The organism is Lysobacter sp. H23M47, assembly GCF_015209765.1.
GTDB classification, from domain to species: Bacteria; Pseudomonadota; Gammaproteobacteria; order Xanthomonadales; family Xanthomonadaceae; genus Novilysobacter; species Novilysobacter avium.
This window is the reverse complement of record NZ_CP063658.1, coordinates 2787420-2802535: the sequence shown is the minus strand read 5'-3', so window position 1 is coordinate 2802535 and position 15116 is coordinate 2787420. Positions and strand designations below refer to the sequence as shown.

At 60.6% G+C, this 15116-nt stretch carries 16 protein-coding genes; 3 read left to right on the top strand and 13 right to left on the bottom strand.

The genetic code is table 11. From position 1 onward, the window contains the following. The first annotated feature begins 223 nt into the window (after positions 1–223). From INQ43_RS12695 to INQ43_RS12685, 3 genes are all read left to right on the top strand, one after another. A complete protein-coding gene (locus INQ43_RS12695) occupies positions 224–1231 on the top strand; it encodes an NADP-dependent oxidoreductase (RefSeq protein WP_194036691.1) in 1008 nt (335 codons plus the stop codon). Further along, positions 1228–2904 (top strand): alpha/beta fold hydrolase, encoded by a 1677-nt coding sequence (locus INQ43_RS12690; protein WP_194036690.1) that lies wholly within the window; start codon positions 1228–1230, stop codon positions 2902–2904. The genes INQ43_RS12695 and INQ43_RS12690 overlap by 4 nt, the downstream gene beginning before the upstream one ends. A gap of 73 nt (positions 2905–2977) precedes the next feature. Beyond that, complete coding sequence (locus tag INQ43_RS12685) at positions 2978–4537, top strand: FAD-binding oxidoreductase (protein ID WP_194036689.1); 1560 nt, start codon at positions 2978–2980, stop codon at positions 4535–4537. A gap of 11 nt (positions 4538–4548) precedes the next feature. Here the strand turns inward: INQ43_RS12685 and INQ43_RS12680 are convergent, their stop codons facing one another. The 13 genes from INQ43_RS12680 to INQ43_RS12620 all read right to left on the bottom strand — a co-directional run bounded on the left by INQ43_RS12680 (position 4549) and on the right by INQ43_RS12620 (position 14983). Next, on the bottom strand, positions 4549–4887 hold the full coding sequence (locus INQ43_RS12680; protein ID WP_194034585.1) for an MliC family protein: 339 nt from the start codon (positions 4885–4887) through the stop codon (positions 4549–4551). Between the two features lie 193 nt (positions 4888–5080). Then, complete coding sequence (locus INQ43_RS12675; RefSeq protein ID WP_228062539.1) at positions 5081–5383, bottom strand: hypothetical protein; 303 nt, start codon at positions 5381–5383, stop codon at positions 5081–5083. 160 nt (positions 5384–5543) lie between these two features. After that, positions 5544–5933 (bottom strand): hypothetical protein, encoded by a 390-nt coding sequence (locus INQ43_RS12670; protein WP_194036687.1) that lies wholly within the window; start codon positions 5931–5933, stop codon positions 5544–5546. Positions 5934–6040: 107 nt separating this feature from the next. Then, the gene (locus INQ43_RS12665; RefSeq protein WP_194036686.1) at positions 6041–6361 is read right to left on the bottom strand and encodes a hypothetical protein; all 321 of its coding nucleotides are present in this window, start codon (positions 6359–6361) and stop codon (positions 6041–6043) included. 138 nt (positions 6362–6499) lie between these two features. Continuing rightward, entirely contained in the window at positions 6500–6775 is a 276-nt protein-coding gene (locus tag INQ43_RS12660; protein WP_194036685.1) for a hypothetical protein, read from the bottom strand. 99 nt (positions 6776–6874) lie between these two features. Next, positions 6875–7048, bottom strand: coding sequence for a hypothetical protein (locus tag INQ43_RS12655; RefSeq protein ID WP_194036684.1), 174 nt, complete (start codon positions 7046–7048; stop codon positions 6875–6877). Between the two features lie 136 nt (positions 7049–7184). Further along, entirely contained in the window at positions 7185–7796 is a 612-nt protein-coding gene (locus INQ43_RS12650) for a cold shock and DUF1294 domain-containing protein (RefSeq protein WP_194036683.1), read from the bottom strand. Positions 7797–7938: 142 nt separating this feature from the next. Then, positions 7939–8430 carry a hypothetical protein gene (locus INQ43_RS12645; protein WP_194036682.1) on the bottom strand — a complete coding sequence of 164 codons (492 nt, stop codon included), beginning with the start codon at positions 8428–8430 and terminating at the stop codon, positions 7939–7941. Between the two features lie 1911 nt (positions 8431–10341). Beyond that, complete coding sequence (locus INQ43_RS12640; RefSeq protein ID WP_194036681.1) at positions 10342–10776, bottom strand: hypothetical protein; 435 nt, start codon at positions 10774–10776, stop codon at positions 10342–10344. Between the two features lie 101 nt (positions 10777–10877). After that, entirely contained in the window at positions 10878–11285 is a 408-nt protein-coding gene (locus tag INQ43_RS12635; RefSeq protein ID WP_194034721.1) for a hypothetical protein, read from the bottom strand. 121 nt (positions 11286–11406) lie between these two features. After that, positions 11407–11901, bottom strand: coding sequence for a hypothetical protein (locus tag INQ43_RS12630; RefSeq protein ID WP_194036680.1), 495 nt, complete (start codon positions 11899–11901; stop codon positions 11407–11409). 144 nt (positions 11902–12045) lie between these two features. Next, positions 12046–12792, bottom strand: coding sequence for a hypothetical protein (locus INQ43_RS12625; protein WP_228062538.1), 747 nt, complete (start codon positions 12790–12792; stop codon positions 12046–12048). A gap of 1462 nt (positions 12793–14254) precedes the next feature. Further along, positions 14255–14983, bottom strand: coding sequence for a hypothetical protein (locus INQ43_RS12620; RefSeq protein ID WP_194036678.1), 729 nt, complete (start codon positions 14981–14983; stop codon positions 14255–14257). Positions 14984–15116 lie beyond the last annotated feature (133 nt).

Sequence of the window (15116 nt, the reverse complement as noted above, 5' to 3'; positions counted from 1 at the left end):
AACACTGCGATCAAGGCCGGGCGCGGGTCGGGTTGGTACCGGAGGTTGTGGACCATCCTGAAAACACCGTTGGCGAGTGAACTCAATCCGAGTATCTTGGTAAATGTCCGGACAATCAACGCGCGCGGTTTTCGGCCCGGTTCACCGCGTTGGCAGGACTTTCCAGGCTGCAAAGAACTGCATGCACCTGGGGAACCGGCAGCGGAACGATCAGGAGTGATGGATGGCGATACCCCCGACGCGACAGGTCGTGCAGGTGCTGCGCTACCCCGACGGCATGCCGCGCGAGCGCGACTTCGGCCTGGATCGGCGCACGCTGGATGCGCCCGGTGCCGGGGAGGTCGTGGTGCGCAACCACTGGCTGTCGCTGGACCCGTATCTGCGCCCGCTGCTGGCCGGGCGTTACGCGGTGCCGCGGCCCGACCTGGGCGCAACGGTCCCCGGCGGGGCGCTCGGACAGATCGTGCAGAGCAACAGCGATCGCCTTGCCGTCGGCGACTGGGTAGTCGGTGACACCGGCTGGTGCGAGGTCGCGGTGGCGCCGCAGGACTCACTGCGCAGGGTCGATCCGGATCTGGCGCCGCCCTCCACCGCGCTGGGCGTGCTGGGGATTCCCGGCCTGACGGCATGGGCCGGATTGAAGACGATCGCCCGTCCGCAGCGCGGCGAAACGGTGCTGGTCTCCACCGCAGCCGGCGCGGTCGGCAGCGTGGCCGGGCAGCTGGCACGCCGCGCGGGTTGCCGCACCGTCGGCATCGCCGGACTCGAGCAGAAATGCGCGATCGCGCGCGAGGCCTTCGGGTTCGACGAATGCGTCAGCCACCTCAGCCCGAGCTTCGCCGAGGACCTGCGCGCGGCGTGTCCGGACGGCATCGATGTGTATTTCGACAACGTCGGCGGGCCGGTGCTGGAAGCGGCGCTGTCGCTGCTGCGGCCGCGCGCGCGCGTGGTGCTGTGCGGCCTGAGTTCGCAGTACAACCAGGGCGAGCGCCCGCCAGGTCCAAACCTGGGCCCGGTGATCGCGGCCCGCGCCACGCTGCAGGGCTTGGTGGTGTTCGACCATCTCGACCGGTTCGACGAATTCACCAATGAGGTCGCACCACTGGTGCGCGACGGCAGCGTGCAGTATCGCGAGTCGGTCAGCGACGGCCTCGCTTCCGCTCCGGCGGCCTTCATCGCGATGATGTCGGGCCGGAACCTGGGCAAATCACTGGTGAGGTTGGCTGAATGAGCGTGTGTATCCACCGTCGCTTCGTCCGCATCGGCCAGCGTCATGTGCATCTGCGTCATGCCGGGCAGGGGCCGGTGCTGGTCCTGCTGCACCAGTCGCCGCAGAACTCGCGGATGTGGCTGGACATGATTGCGCGCTTCGCCGACCGCTATACCGTGATCGCGCCGGACACGCCGGGTTTTGGCTACTCGGACCCGCTCGACATCGCCGAGCCCTCCATTGCCGACTTGGCGGAGGCCACCGTCGCGGTACTGGACGCATTGGGCATCGACCGGTTCGCGGTGTTTGGCATGCACACCGGCGGGCTGGTCGCCGCCCAGGTCGCGGCCGCCTGTCCGGAGCGGGTGACCGCGCTGGTGGTGGACGGCTATGCCGCCTTCACCCCGGCGGAGAGCGCGATCTACGGCGACCGCTACCTGCCGCCTTTCGTGCCCGCGTGGGACGGCTCGCACCTGCGCTGGCTGTGGTCGCGGATGCGCGAGCAGAAATACTTCTTCCCGTGGTACGACGACCGCGCCGAAGCGGCGATGGCGATCGATCCGCACACCACCCAGAGCACTCATGAGGCGGTGATGGACGTGCTGGAGGTCGGCGATGCCTACCGGGCCGGCTATGGCGCCGCCTTCCGCCACATCGAGCACGGATTCCTGTCGACCCTGCAGCCGCCGTCGCTGCTGGTCTTCCGCCGCGGCGATCCTCTGCTGGCCCACCTGCCGCGCCTGCCGGAACTGCCAGCGAACGTGCAGGCAGTGGTCGAGGAGGACGGCATCGCGGGCATGCACGCGCGCATGGATGCGTTGCTCGCGGACAAGCTGGCCGACGAAGCATCGGTCGAACTGATGGCTGCCGGGGCGGAGCGTTCGCCTCACTGCGCGGGTGGGAATGCGGGCCGCGATCCTTCCGGTGGTCCTGACGGCACCGGCTGGTCGCGCCGCATCGTCGCCTGCGCGGTGGGCGACATCGCGTTGTGGTCCCACGACGGCGCGGACTCGCTGCGGCTGGTGCTGCATGCGCCGGGAGAGCGGCCGTTGGCGCCCGCCGACCTGGCGGTGGCCGGCACGGCAGCGGTGGTCGCACCGGACCTCCCGGGACACGGTGCATCCGCCGAGGTCGATGCTGACCTTGACGCCGGAACCATGGTGAGCGCGATCCTCGCGACGCTGGGGTCGGTCCCGGGGCAACTGCCGGTCACCATCGAGGGTCACGGCGCGGCCGCAGGCTACGTACCGGCGCTGGCGGCGGCACTGGGCGAACGCCTGCAGCGGATCGAGCTGCACCGGCCCTGGCTGCTGGAGGGCGATGAGACCGCGACCCTGCTGGCGCAATTGCCTGACCCGCAGCTGTTGCGCGCCGGCGGCCACCTCGACGAGGCCTGGCAGTGGGAGCGCGAACGCCACCTGATGTGGCCCTGGTTGAAACCTTCCGCAGCCGCCCGCCGCCCCGTCGCCGCTCCGACACCGGCCCAGGTCAATGACAACGTGGTCGAGTTGCTGCGCTTGGGCGAGCGCCGCAAGCCGATGTTCCGCGAGGCCGCCTCACCCGGTCTCGCGGCCCGCCTGGGCGCGCTGGGTGTGCCGCTGGCAGCCGGCAGTTCCGCCAGCACCGACGACTACCTCGGCCGCGCCGCCGCATTGCTGGGCGAACAATCCGCCACATCCCCAACCCATCCCTGACACCCGTTCCCGACCCACCCGCCGCCCGAGGCGCAGGGCACGGAACGGCGCAACGACTTCCGAGGACTTCCGCATGAGCAGCACGCTCTCCCCCGATCACGTCATCGCCGACCTGAAGACCCGCTGGGGCAACGCCGTCATCACCGACCCGGCCGAGCTCGAGTACTTCGGCACCGACGTCTACTCCCAGGGCGAGCCGCTACTGGCCGTCCTGCGCCCGACCGACGCGGATCAGCTCGCCGCCGCGGTGGCACAGCTGACGGCTGCTGGCATCACCCTGATCGCCCGCGGCGGTGGCATGAGCTACACCGGCGGCTACCTCGCCACCCGCCAGCCCACGGTGCTGATCGACACCGGTGGCCTCGACAAGGTGGTTGAAATCAACGTCCGCGACGCCTACGTGGTGGTCGAGGCGGGCGTCACCTGGGAAGACCTGCAGCAGGCGTTGCAGGCCAAGGGCGTGCGTACCCCGTACTTCGGCCCCATGTCGGGCTCGCACGCGACCGTCGGCGGCGCGCTGTCACAGGGCAGCGTGTTCCACGGCTCCGCCCGCTACGGCTCATCGGCCGACTCCGTGCTCGGACTGGAGGTGGTTACCGCCAACGGCGACATCCTGCGCACCGGCTCGGCCGCCTCGGGCAATGCGACGCCGTTTTTCCGCTGGCACGGCCCCGACCTGACCGGCGTCTTCCTCGGCGACTGCGGCCTGCTCGGCATCAAGGTTCGCGCCAGCCTGCGCCTGCTGCCCAGGCATTCGCACATCGATTACCTCTCCTGGCAGTTCGAGCGCGCCGACCAGTTGATGGACGCGATGGGCGCACTGGCCCGCGCCGGCCTGGCCTCGGAGATTGCCGCCTTCGATCCCAGCCTGTCGCAGATCCGCATGCGCCGCGCCAGCCTCAGCAGCGATGTCAAAAGCCTCGGCAACGTGATCAAGAAGGGCGGCCTGATGCAGGGCCTGAAGCTGGTGACCAAGGGCCGCGACTTCCTCGACCCGGAACTGTTCACCCTGCACATCACCCTGGAGGCCGACTCGGAGGGGGAGATCAACGCGCGCGTCGCGGCGGCCCGCAAGGCGGTGGCGGCATTCGGCACCGAGGTCGAGAACAGCGTGCCCAAGGTGATGGCGGCCAACCCGTTCGCGGCCAAGAACGCGATGCTCGGCTCAGCCGGCGAGCGCTGGGCGCCGATCCACGGCATCGTGCCGCACTCGCGCAGCACCGAGCTGTTCAACGCCCTCCAGGACCTGTTTGCCTCCGAGAAGGCGGTAATGGACGAGCACGGCCTGTTCATCGGCACCCTGATGACCACCGTCGGCGCGCAGGCGACGCTGATCGAGCCGTGCATCTACTGGCCCGACTCGCACAACGCCTTCCATGTGCGCACCGTGGACCCCGATCACCGCGCCAGGATCGGCTGCCCTGGCGAGAACCTGCCGGCGCGCGCGGCCACTGACGCACTCAAGCGCAAGATCGCCGACACCATGCGTGCGCACGGCGCGGCGAGCTTCCAGATCGGCAAGTTCTACACCTACCGCGAAGGGCGCGACCCGGCGGCGTTGGCGATGCTCGATGCGATCAAGCAGCAAGTCGACCCGAAGGGCCTGATGAACCCGGGCGTGTTGGGACGCTGAACCCGGCCGAATCAGATGGCGGTGCAGGTCTCGATGACCTCGCCGGTGGTGTTGTCGGGCATGTGCCGGAACAGCGTGCCTTCCGACCCAGTGCCGGAGCCCTTGGTCCACCACTCCATCTCGCCGCCCAGGTAGCGTGCGCCGCTGGCGGAAACGGCAATCGCCATGGTGTGGCTGTTGCCCTTGTACTGCACGGTCGCCGAGTCGGTGGTGGGGTAGCTGGCGGTAATCGTCTGGCCACTTTCGCAGCGGTAGCTCTGCGCGCTGGAATCGGCCGGGGACTGTGGCGACGTCACGCACGCGGACATCAGCAAAACGGACGCAAAGGCGGCGGGGGCAAGAATCTTCATCGTGAACCTCTCGATCTGGACGGTGGCGCCGCCGGGGTGGGTCAATCCAGCGCACCCGACTTGGCCGGAATGGCAAGCGGCTGACGGACGTGGTACCCCGGCATAAGACCAGATCGAGCGTGACCAGGTTGTCATCAGGCTGGAACAAGCGGCAACCGATCAGCCTCACGCAAGCTCGGTTTGATGGCTTGGGCTAAACACGACATCCATGCTGTTTCATGGTGTTCACAACCACGGCGGTGTCGCCGATGCCAGACGTCAGCGCGTTGCGAAGATCTTTACAGATTCCGGCCTTGACCATGCGTTGCATCGTTCCGCCGACCGAGCGGTCCTGGAAACTCAGATTCAGGCGGTTCAAATGGGGATCCGCGAGCGCACTGCGGCGCTCCATCGGGCCTCGTCCGGCAGGGAGCGGGTGTTCGGGGAGACGCAGGTCCAGAGCAGCGGCCGGTTGTTCCGACTCGCTCGATTCGAAAACAATGGGAACGGCCGGCATCCCTGGTGCACGTATGCGAGGTCTAACTCGCGCATCGGCTTTCAGCTACAGCCAGCGATCCCAGCCGGTCGAACCGATCCAGAGTGACGGCGGTCATTGACTCGGCCATGCACCACTTTCTTGGCCAGCGCGTTTGAAGACTCCTGTCCTGACAGTGAAATCAACGCGCTACCGCAAGCGTGAAGCTTTGCGAACTGATTGCGACGCCGTTGTCTTTGACCTGAGAAGAGTACGTCGCCATGTCTCCCGAGTCGGCTACGGTCACGGTGAACTCCACGCTGATCATGCCATCGGCGCCGGTCGCACCAACCTGGACCTGTGCTGGTTTCCCTGGCGTCGCGATGAGCTTTGGCTCCGACAGCACCTGTCCCGTACGCAAATCAGAAATAGATGCGGAGAGCTCATAGGTGTCCATCGCCTTGCCGCGGACAACTGAAACCTGCACGTCGGGGCGAGCGTTGGTCCACAGGTCAGCCTGAGCCGGGGCGCTGGGGTTGGCGACAACAACCGACGACATGCAGAGCAAAGCAACGGTAATCAGGTTCTTCATAACGGCTCCTTGTTGATGAGATAGGGCCTAATAACACAGGTTGGACTTCCTGCGACGCCCCAACCCCGCTTTGGCAGGAACTGCCGCACATCGGTTTGAACGGATTGTCAGGCGCGCCCCGCCGGTGTGCCAGGCGCGAACTCCTTAACGCCAGCCGCAGCAAGCTGTGCCCGCGCCTCCGGGTCCTCGGCCACAACGCGGCGAAGCGTGTGAAATACGTAGGTGCGGCACAGGCCTGGCCAAGCGACAAGCATGTAAAGCGCTCCGGCAACCAGCCAGTCAGGACGGCTCATTGGCTTCCAGCCGCTGTAGTGTGCGACGGCGGTGTAGCCCAGAACACCCAACAGAACCCAGCGGAACCACGCCCAGAAGCGGGTGCCCCACAGTACATTCTTGAAGTGGCGAATCTCCGAGTCTGTCAGTTTCACTCCATGCCTCCTTGCGGTGCAGTAGCGCACCTGACGCCGTATTTAAGCCGACCCCCGACGAGTAGTCCAAAGATTGGCGGAAATGGAAGAACAGTTCTGTCTGAAGATGGGACTTCGGGGTTCCACTTGAACGACTTGTTAGGCCGCGCCCCGCCAGCTACGCCACCCGATCCACAGCCAACCAATAGCTCCACCGCTCAAGGATCCCCACAGTGCGCCATTGGTGAAGCGTTCCCCACCGTAGATGGCAGCAGCGGCACCGACTGCGAAGCCAATGAGCGCCAGCCAAGCAACCTTGCGCTTCTCAACGAGCCACGACGCCTCTTTAGCCCTCTTGCGCCGGAGTTCTTCTCGGGCCTTGAGGTCTGGCTGCAGGATGGCTCGAGCGATTGCGTCAGCGCGAGATTCTTCCATATGACTCGATTCCTTGTCTTAGCGGCCTAACACTTGAGTTAAGCCGCGCCACGAAGTGGCGCCGGCTTGAATGAATGGTGAGGCAGCAAGAACTAGCTCTTACCGATGACCTGCATCATAAACGCCATCAAAGAAGCCACGGATGAATGCCCCAATGTTATCTGCCTGCACCCAAACGAGTGCGAATGCCGCAAAGAAACATAAGAATCCCACTTCATGTGGATGGGACTTGATGTATTCACTAACTCGATTTTGAAATTGCTGAATTTCCATCGCAGCGATCCTCATTGTTCTTGCTGCCTAACACCGGAATTAAGCCGACCCCCAACGCGTGGGCCGGACGTTGGCGGAAATAGAGCAATGACTCTGCCTGAAAGTGGGACTTCGGGGGTTCGGCTTGAACGACGAGTTAGGTGCCAAGCAGCGTAGCTGTGATTGCGTGTGCAAGGCCGCTATGCACATGCCAAACGACAACTGCAATGTTGACGAGTACCGTAACCCAAAAGGCCTGCTGAAACGACGCCTTTACAGTCTTATGGTGGAACTGTTGCTGCGCAATGAGCGCACCAGGCCAGCCACCCAGCAAGTCCGCTAGGTGCAACGTGCTTTCCGGAGTCCGCTGCATGTCTTTGCCAGCAGCAGCCTTGTCCAGCGAATACATGATGTAGGACACGCAGCTAAGCAGCATGTAGCCGACTGTGATCACCGCCGGGACGCGGCCAAAGAGCAAGCCTAGTGTGACCGCGACCAAGAAAATGACACCAAGAGCCAGCCGCGGCAACGGCCTATATGGCTTACGTTGCTGGATCTTCTGACCGGCGTGCCGTGCGTCTGTTGCGGTTGTTCGGCCGCGGGCATCTTTTGCTGCCGCGTATGAGATGAGGTCGCCGTCAACTGGCCTGCGAGACCCGAACTGGAACGCCTTGATATGAACAAAGGCGCGGTCTCCACCGTCATGTGGTGTAACAAAGCCGTAGCCTTTGACTTCGTTCCAGTCGGAAATTCTTCCTACGAATCTCATGGAAAGTCCATTTGGCAGCTAACACCGGAATTAAGCCGACCCGCAACGCGTGAGCCGGATGCTGATGGGAGCCGAACTGCGAGTCTGCCTGGAAATGGTTCGACGTGGGTTCGGCTTGAATGACCAGTTAGATGTCCTTTGGTCACCTGATTTCGCCCTCTACAAGGGAGGTCGTTATATTTGGCTGACCGTACAAGGTAATATAGCTCTGAGCTAGGAATTCGCGCCCTCGATCAGGCTCTACACCTTCGAAGACAGCCGTGAAGTCGACTATAAGGTAGAGATCTTCGCTCCAGTCGAGACATCTGCGTCCCTCCCAGACCGCATCCTTCCTGAGCGATTCTGTAGAGTCCTCACAAGCTTCTCCGCCGTGCATCAAGATATTCAGGTTTCCGCCAGACCGAAATTCACCGTTTACTACAATTAACTCATAAGGAAATGGAGGTGGGCCAGCATCGGAGTGCAGATAACGAACCGAAATAGTCGCGTTATCAAGAACAATGCCTTGGTGATAGCGCGGAAGCTCCACCCGGACCAGTCCAGCCGCGAGTTGTGCCTTGACAAGAGTGGCGAAGACCCCCGGCGAGCTCAAGATCATGAGTAGAACAACGAAGAAGCGGGCAATCCTAAACATGGATGTCTCCTTGAGTGTGCACCCACATGTGCCGCCTCGCCGCGAGATAATTGATCTAACACCAGAGTTAAGCCGAACTACGTAGTGGAGCCGGCAACATGGCAAGCTTTACCTGCCATGTTGTTGGTGTAATGAAGTAGTTTCGGCTTGAACGAATTGTTAGGCCCGCCAGGCATTGAGGCTGCTGAAGCCTAGGAGCCAGTATGCCGCCGCAGCGGCAGCTGTAACGTACATTGCCCACAGCGACCAAGCTACTGCGCGAGGTGCGGAACGTCGCGCAGCAACGCGATTGACGCACAAAGCAAAGCCGAACGTAGTTGCGAGCAGACTGGAGAAAAGCAGACTAGTGCTGAGGCTAAGGCTGATGTGGCCGTCGTTGGAGTAGCCCGCGAATTTGTACCACTGCCACGCAGCGGCGACGAGACGCTCAGCAACCGGAACCGACAGCGCGACCGCCGCGGCAAGCGCTGCGAGCGCTGCACTGTTTAACGGTTGTCCAATCTTGCGAGTCTGCATCTAGCGGGCCTAACACCGTAGTTAAGCCGACGCCCGGCGCGTAGCCCCGAAGTCGACTGAAATTGAACAACGCGTCTGCCTGGAAATGGGACTTCGGGCGTTCGGCTTGAACCACCAGTTAGGTTGCAACCGTAGCCGAGAGAAGTCAGTTGCGAAAGACCCTGGTGGGAGCAGCGCTGGAACCCGTAGCTGCGCCCGATGAACTGGACTGCGCGAGACTGCACGGTTGCAGCGACGTGCCCGAGTGAGAACCCAGCGGCGCAGGCCTTCGGACGTCTCCGCTGACTTCAGTGGGGTGGAGGAGAGCAGGTGTTGCGAAACCAGAAATGATGGTGAAGCGAGTCAAGCGGCGGTTACGACAGTGCACTGCCGCGCATGATGCTTTTGCAGCGACCTAACACCGTAGTTAAGCCGGCCCCCAACGCGTTGGCCGGATGCTGATGGAAATGGAACTATGACTTTGCCTGGAAATGGGACTTCGGGGGCTCGGCTTGAACTGCCAGTTAGGTTGCAACGGTAGCGGAGAAAAGTCAGCGGTGAAAGACCCTGCTGGCAGTAACGCGAGAGACGGTGCCTGCGCCCGATGAGCTGCACTGCGGGGACTTGCCCGGTCGCCGCGTTGTGCCCGAGCGAGAAACCTGCGGCGCAGGCCTGCAAATGTCTCCGCTGACTCCGGCAGCGCGGACCAGTCATCTGTTGCGACACCAGAAATTGCCCTGAAGCGACTCAAACAATCGTTGCGACATCGCACTGACGCCCATGATGCTTTTGCTGCGACCTAACGCCTGAATTAAGCCGTGCCGCGAAGCGGCATCGGCTTGAATGAATTGTTAGGCCCGCTCGCCATGCGGAACTCTCGGGCTACGACAAAGTTCTGCCCAGCGATGAGAGCTTGCATAGGCCAGCGAGGCTGCCTAAAAGGAATGGCACTGAAGCTAATGCCCAAGGCATCCAGCGCAGCACAGAGACGATCCGCCACTGTCTGGGGCGCATAGGCCAGGAGGCCGGACCCGCCGCGCAACAGTTCTAGTGGGTCTACGAGATCATTGAAGTAGTTGGAGGAAGACCGCCAAGGCGCAACGATTGAAGCAATCTCGGCCGCCAAGTACTCGAGCGCAGCCTCAGGTTGGCTAGCGGCCGAAGAAACGTACACAGAGCGCCATGGGTCTTTGTAATCAAGCAGGACAGGATGATCTGACACCACATGAGGTCCATCGCAGTCTGGCGAAACATACGACTGTTCCTGCTTCTCTACAAAGTGGATGCGCGCCACCTCACCGGAACTCGAGAAGTCCCAGAAAGTGGTTTGCCTGTGTGAGATGCGAAGAGTCATCAAAGCGGGCCTAACACCAGAATTAAGCCGTGCCGCGAAGCGGCATCGGCTTGAATGATTTGTTAGGCCTGCGCACCGGTCATCTCCGCGAGTTCTCTAGTGATTTCGTCAGCTCGAACGCTTGAGGCCAAAGCAAGGGTGTGCTCCTCCCCGGAGTGCAATCGTAGAGACAAGACCCCCGGCAAGATTGCTCGTGAAACCCGGAACGATGCAATTGCCTGCCATGGAATGAGCAGAATCTCGTCCGACTTGGTCACGACAATCCCTCGCGGACCGGAATCAATCTTCCGCGGACTGAGGTACCAGACCAGGTAGAGAACAATAGAGAGTGCGGCTGCAAATGCCGAGGTCTCGAGAAGGCGACCCGGAAGGTCTTGGAAAGAGATCCTTCCTACTAGAGCGTAGATGATCATCAGCACGGCAAGAATGCCGTACCACGTCAGGAAGCCACGAAGTATCCGGCGCCACGCATTCGGCGGCACACCCTGTCGGGTCACTGATTGTCTCCAGGGCTCACGCCATTTCATAGCAGGCCTAACACCAGAGTTAAGCCGTGCCGCGAAGCGGCATCGGCTTGAACGAATCGTTAGGCCGCGCCTTAGGGCCCATAGATCTTTGGAAAGTGCTTGGCAATGTGTTGATCAAGTTCGCCACTGACTGAAAGTTGACCGAGCACGAGCGCGCAACTCCGATCGTTGACAATCTCATTTATGTATTCGTTGCGCTCCGGCTGAGCTAAGGCAATTTCCTTATTCTTGCGCCTGATGTCATTCCAGTCGCTAAATGACAGGTAAGATCTATTTCTGATCTTCATGCTCTCAAACGCTTCGGTAATGTTTGCTGCGCTTGCTGGATAGCTCGCAGCACACTTGCCAACAAGGTCGTCTGTGAAGTGGAGATTGAATGCACCCATGATAGGCCCGGTAGCCTGCCCATGAGATGGGCTTGGCGCACAAAGAGCCATCAGAGCATAGATGGTGATCGCAAGACTTCGAAGATTATTCATGAGCGGCCTAACACCTAAGTTAAGCCGAGCCGCGTAGTGGAGCCAAGCACATGGCAAGCTCTACCTGCCATGTGCTTGATGGAACGAAGCGGTTTCGGCTTGAACACTTTGTTAGGGCGCATCACCGCTTGCCAGCCTTGAGCTGCGCAAGTTGTTCTGCGTGCGACGGGATGTCAGGCGTCACGGGTCTTTCTACAAACTTGTCAAAACGGGTCGGCAAATCCCAGCGATCTTTGAAACAGCTCAGCTCCGACTGGAGCGTTGCTAGGTGCATATCCCGCGACCAACGATCCCTAGCGGTTGGGGAAGGAAGCCTGGCGTGTTCAAGTGCGAGCTCGAACGGAACAACCCACGACTCAAGGGACGTGTCTGCCTTTAGAACGAAAACGATGATATCGACGTTGTTTTGCCTATCATCGAAGTTAAACCAAGGCGCGGAGCTCCACTTCTCCGTACGACGGCGGGTTTTCACGCTAACCCGGGATAGGCGTCCCTCGAAATCTAGAATGAGGTCGTACTCCTTCCAGTTATCGGGCATCTTTGCCGCTGCCACGCCCGCGAAAGCAAATTGGCTCAGGGTGTACCACTCACCTGCGTCACCTGTGACTTTGCTCACGACGATCTCCAAATGCGCCCTAACACCGTAGTTAAGCCGACGCCCGGCGCGTAGACCGGAGATTGGCTGAAATTGAGCAACGCGTCTGCCGGGAAATGGGACTTCGGGCGTTCGGCTTGAACGAATTGTTAGCATTCAACCGTACTAGTCCGCAGGCACCCAGCTGAGGATCTTTGCGAGCGGATCCAGATATCTGACCTTGCCGCTGGCGGGGTCGTACTCCCACTGGGCCTGTCTACGGCCGGCCGGCTCCTGCGCATCCAGTGTAACGATCCATTTGGAACCCGATTTCGCCGCAGACCATCTCAGTGGGGTGAAGCCAGGTGACTTGCTGAATATTTGAACAACTTCTCCAATAGGCTCAGCGGACTTTCCTTGGCCTTGGACGAGAAGCTTTGCGCCCTTGACCTTACTGATAGCGACGACATCTTCTGGAGCGGGCGGAAAATCAACCTGACGCTCTTCCTGAAGGTGCCGACTTGCATCGGGAAATTCCGAATCATCAGGTGACAGCGCCTCCGATGGCAGGTTTTTGCCTCCGTCTCCCACGACGGCGATAACCGCCTCCGACTGCCAAGCCCGGTTGAAGTAGGAGCTAATGCCAATGCGGTTGCTGCCGGCGGCGATCGGCTGTCCTAGATTCGAGAAAGGCTCGCTGGTGAAGCCGCCGTCAGGCCCTACCGTGGCTTTCGCTTGAGCTTCGATTCTTCCGGTCTGGCTGTATCGGTCGATGCCGATTTTCGTTCCTGGTGGAAGCAGCGCTACGCCTTCAATAACGATGCCGCCAGTCTCGTCTCGCCGAGCCCCGATCTGTTTGATAAGCGTTTTCGTGCCGGCAGGCGGTACCACATATGAGCTTGCCGGCGAGGGCGTGACCTTTCGTGCCGGCAATGCCGTTTCCGCGCCCCGATGGTCCGGTTCTGAACCGCTACAGCCAACGAGCGTGGCCGCGGCTATCGCAGCTACAAGACACATGCTTTTTGAGTTCATACGGCCTCGATGCTGTGGCTGTTGAGTGCTAACACCTGAGTTAAGCCGCGCCGCGCAGTGGCGAAAGCTTTGCGCTAGCGTAGCGCAGGCGCAAAGGTGAAGCTACGAAGCGGTGTCGGCTTGAACGAATAGTTAGGTGCTGAGGGTGCTGACCAAGGCCCAGCAGAAGATTCCAGTGCCCGCGATGAGAAGTCCGTAGAGGGCAAACATTGGACTTCTCTGCGAGATTGCGAATGCGACAAATGCCTCCCGGGGATCTCGACCACCGGCTATAGCGAAAAGTGGAAGAATGAGAAGTGGAGCAGTGAAGCCGAACCCCGCCCCAAGTCCGAAGCCACGCCAATCGTTGTCTTGGAAATAACCCTCTGTGTACGCCAATATCCCTGCGATGATCCCAGTGAAAAAGACAATGTTTGACATCCAAATAGCTGCGCGATTCTGGCGAAGTAGCGTCTTGGATTGCTTGCGGTTGCATACGGTTGGAACCCACCTTGACCATGCAGCGCATAGCCAAGTAGCGAGTGTGCCTCCGATTACGCCGCTTATTGCTGGTCCCCAAGATTCCATGATCTGTCAGTTCAGCACCTAACACCGGAATTAAGCCGACCCGCAACGCGTGAGCCGGACGCTGATGAAAGTCGAACCACAACTCTGTCTGGAAATGGGACTTCGCGGGTTCGGCTTGAATGACCAGTTAGCTAGCGCGGCGCTACTTTACGATGAAAGATCCCATCAGGGGGTGGCGAGTACCCCGCGCCCTATCGTGCAGAGTAACCTCTGCCCTCCATTCCCCACGAAGATCTGAAGGCTCGGCGAGAAACCCTAGTCCTCCGCTAACTTGATATAGGTGCGTGGGATCACTCTCGAGTGGAACGTGGAGGCAGGGCACCCCGACTTGATTCACTGCGCGTGAGCCGTCGGGCCGAGTCATAGTCATGTCACATATTACGTTAGTAATTCCATTGGTATCGACACCCGGGTTGGTCAAAAATGCTAGTACGTATAGCCGGTCGCCGTTAACAGCCTCCGGTGGCTTGCTGAATTCAGCGGTGGTCTCGGGTGGTTGGTTCCCTTTTTGGAGCCATTCGATGTCGCGACCGATTACTAGCAGCCCGACAAGCTCGTTAGCATTCTCCGGTGAGAGGAGCTTCGTTACTGAATCGTCATCGCCTTTTTTCTCGCTTTCATGTGCCCATGCTTTAGCTGACAGTGAGAGCATGGTTATTAAAATTAGGTGGATGAAGATATTCATAGATAGCTAACACCGTAGTTAAGCCGACCCCCGACGCGTACGCCGGACGTTAGCGGAAATGGAACCGTGACTCTGCCTGTAAATGGGACTTGAGGGGTTCGGCTTGAACGACTAGTTAGATGCTGCCTTTCGCTCCCTAATCTGTTCAATGTAAATCAGTTCATTTTTGGCGAGCTCATTGCGTGGCTCCACCTCCAATGACGCTTCAAACGCAAGCTGGGCCTCGTCAAGACGGTCAAGTTCAATTAGCGCGAAGCCGATTCCACGTAGTACTAGCGGCTTTAGATAGGTGGAGCTCGGATACTTTTCGACGAGAGTGAGGGATCTCTGATACATCTCAAGCGAAGCCGCGCGATCCCCAAGACTACCGATAAGATACGCACGTTCAGCCAGAGGCTCCGCCCAGTGGGGGGCAAGCTTCTGCGCTCGGTCGAGGTAATCAAATGCCGCGTTCGACTCCTTAGCCCTAACCGAGAGGAATGCAGCGGTCTTGTACGCCGCAGGGCAAGCATGATCTATGAACCTCGGCCTCGCTTGCGGTCTGGCCTCAGCCAAGTATTCCTTCGCTTCCGCGTCGTTGGTGACACTGAAGACTGGCTTTTCATCACTCCCTCGTTGCTCGTCGCAGAACGCTAGAACGGAAGACAACGCCTCCCAAGCAGCTCGGTCGTTTCCGCGTTGCGCAGCCAAAATCGCACGCGTTACGTCGACGCGAAACTCCTCCCCAATATACGCGTCAGGGGTTACGCCGGTCACATAAGTATCCACCTCTTTGATGTCTCCAGCGAAGCACGGTGGAACCCCAAGAAGTAATAGCCAAAACGCGAAGACTCTGTGCATGTTGCCCCCTGGGCATCTAACACCGTAGTTAAGCCGACCCCCGACACGTACGCCGGACGTTGGCGGAAACAGAGCGATGACTCTGCCCGAAAATGGGACTTCGGGGGTTCGGCTTGAACGACCTGTTAGGCAC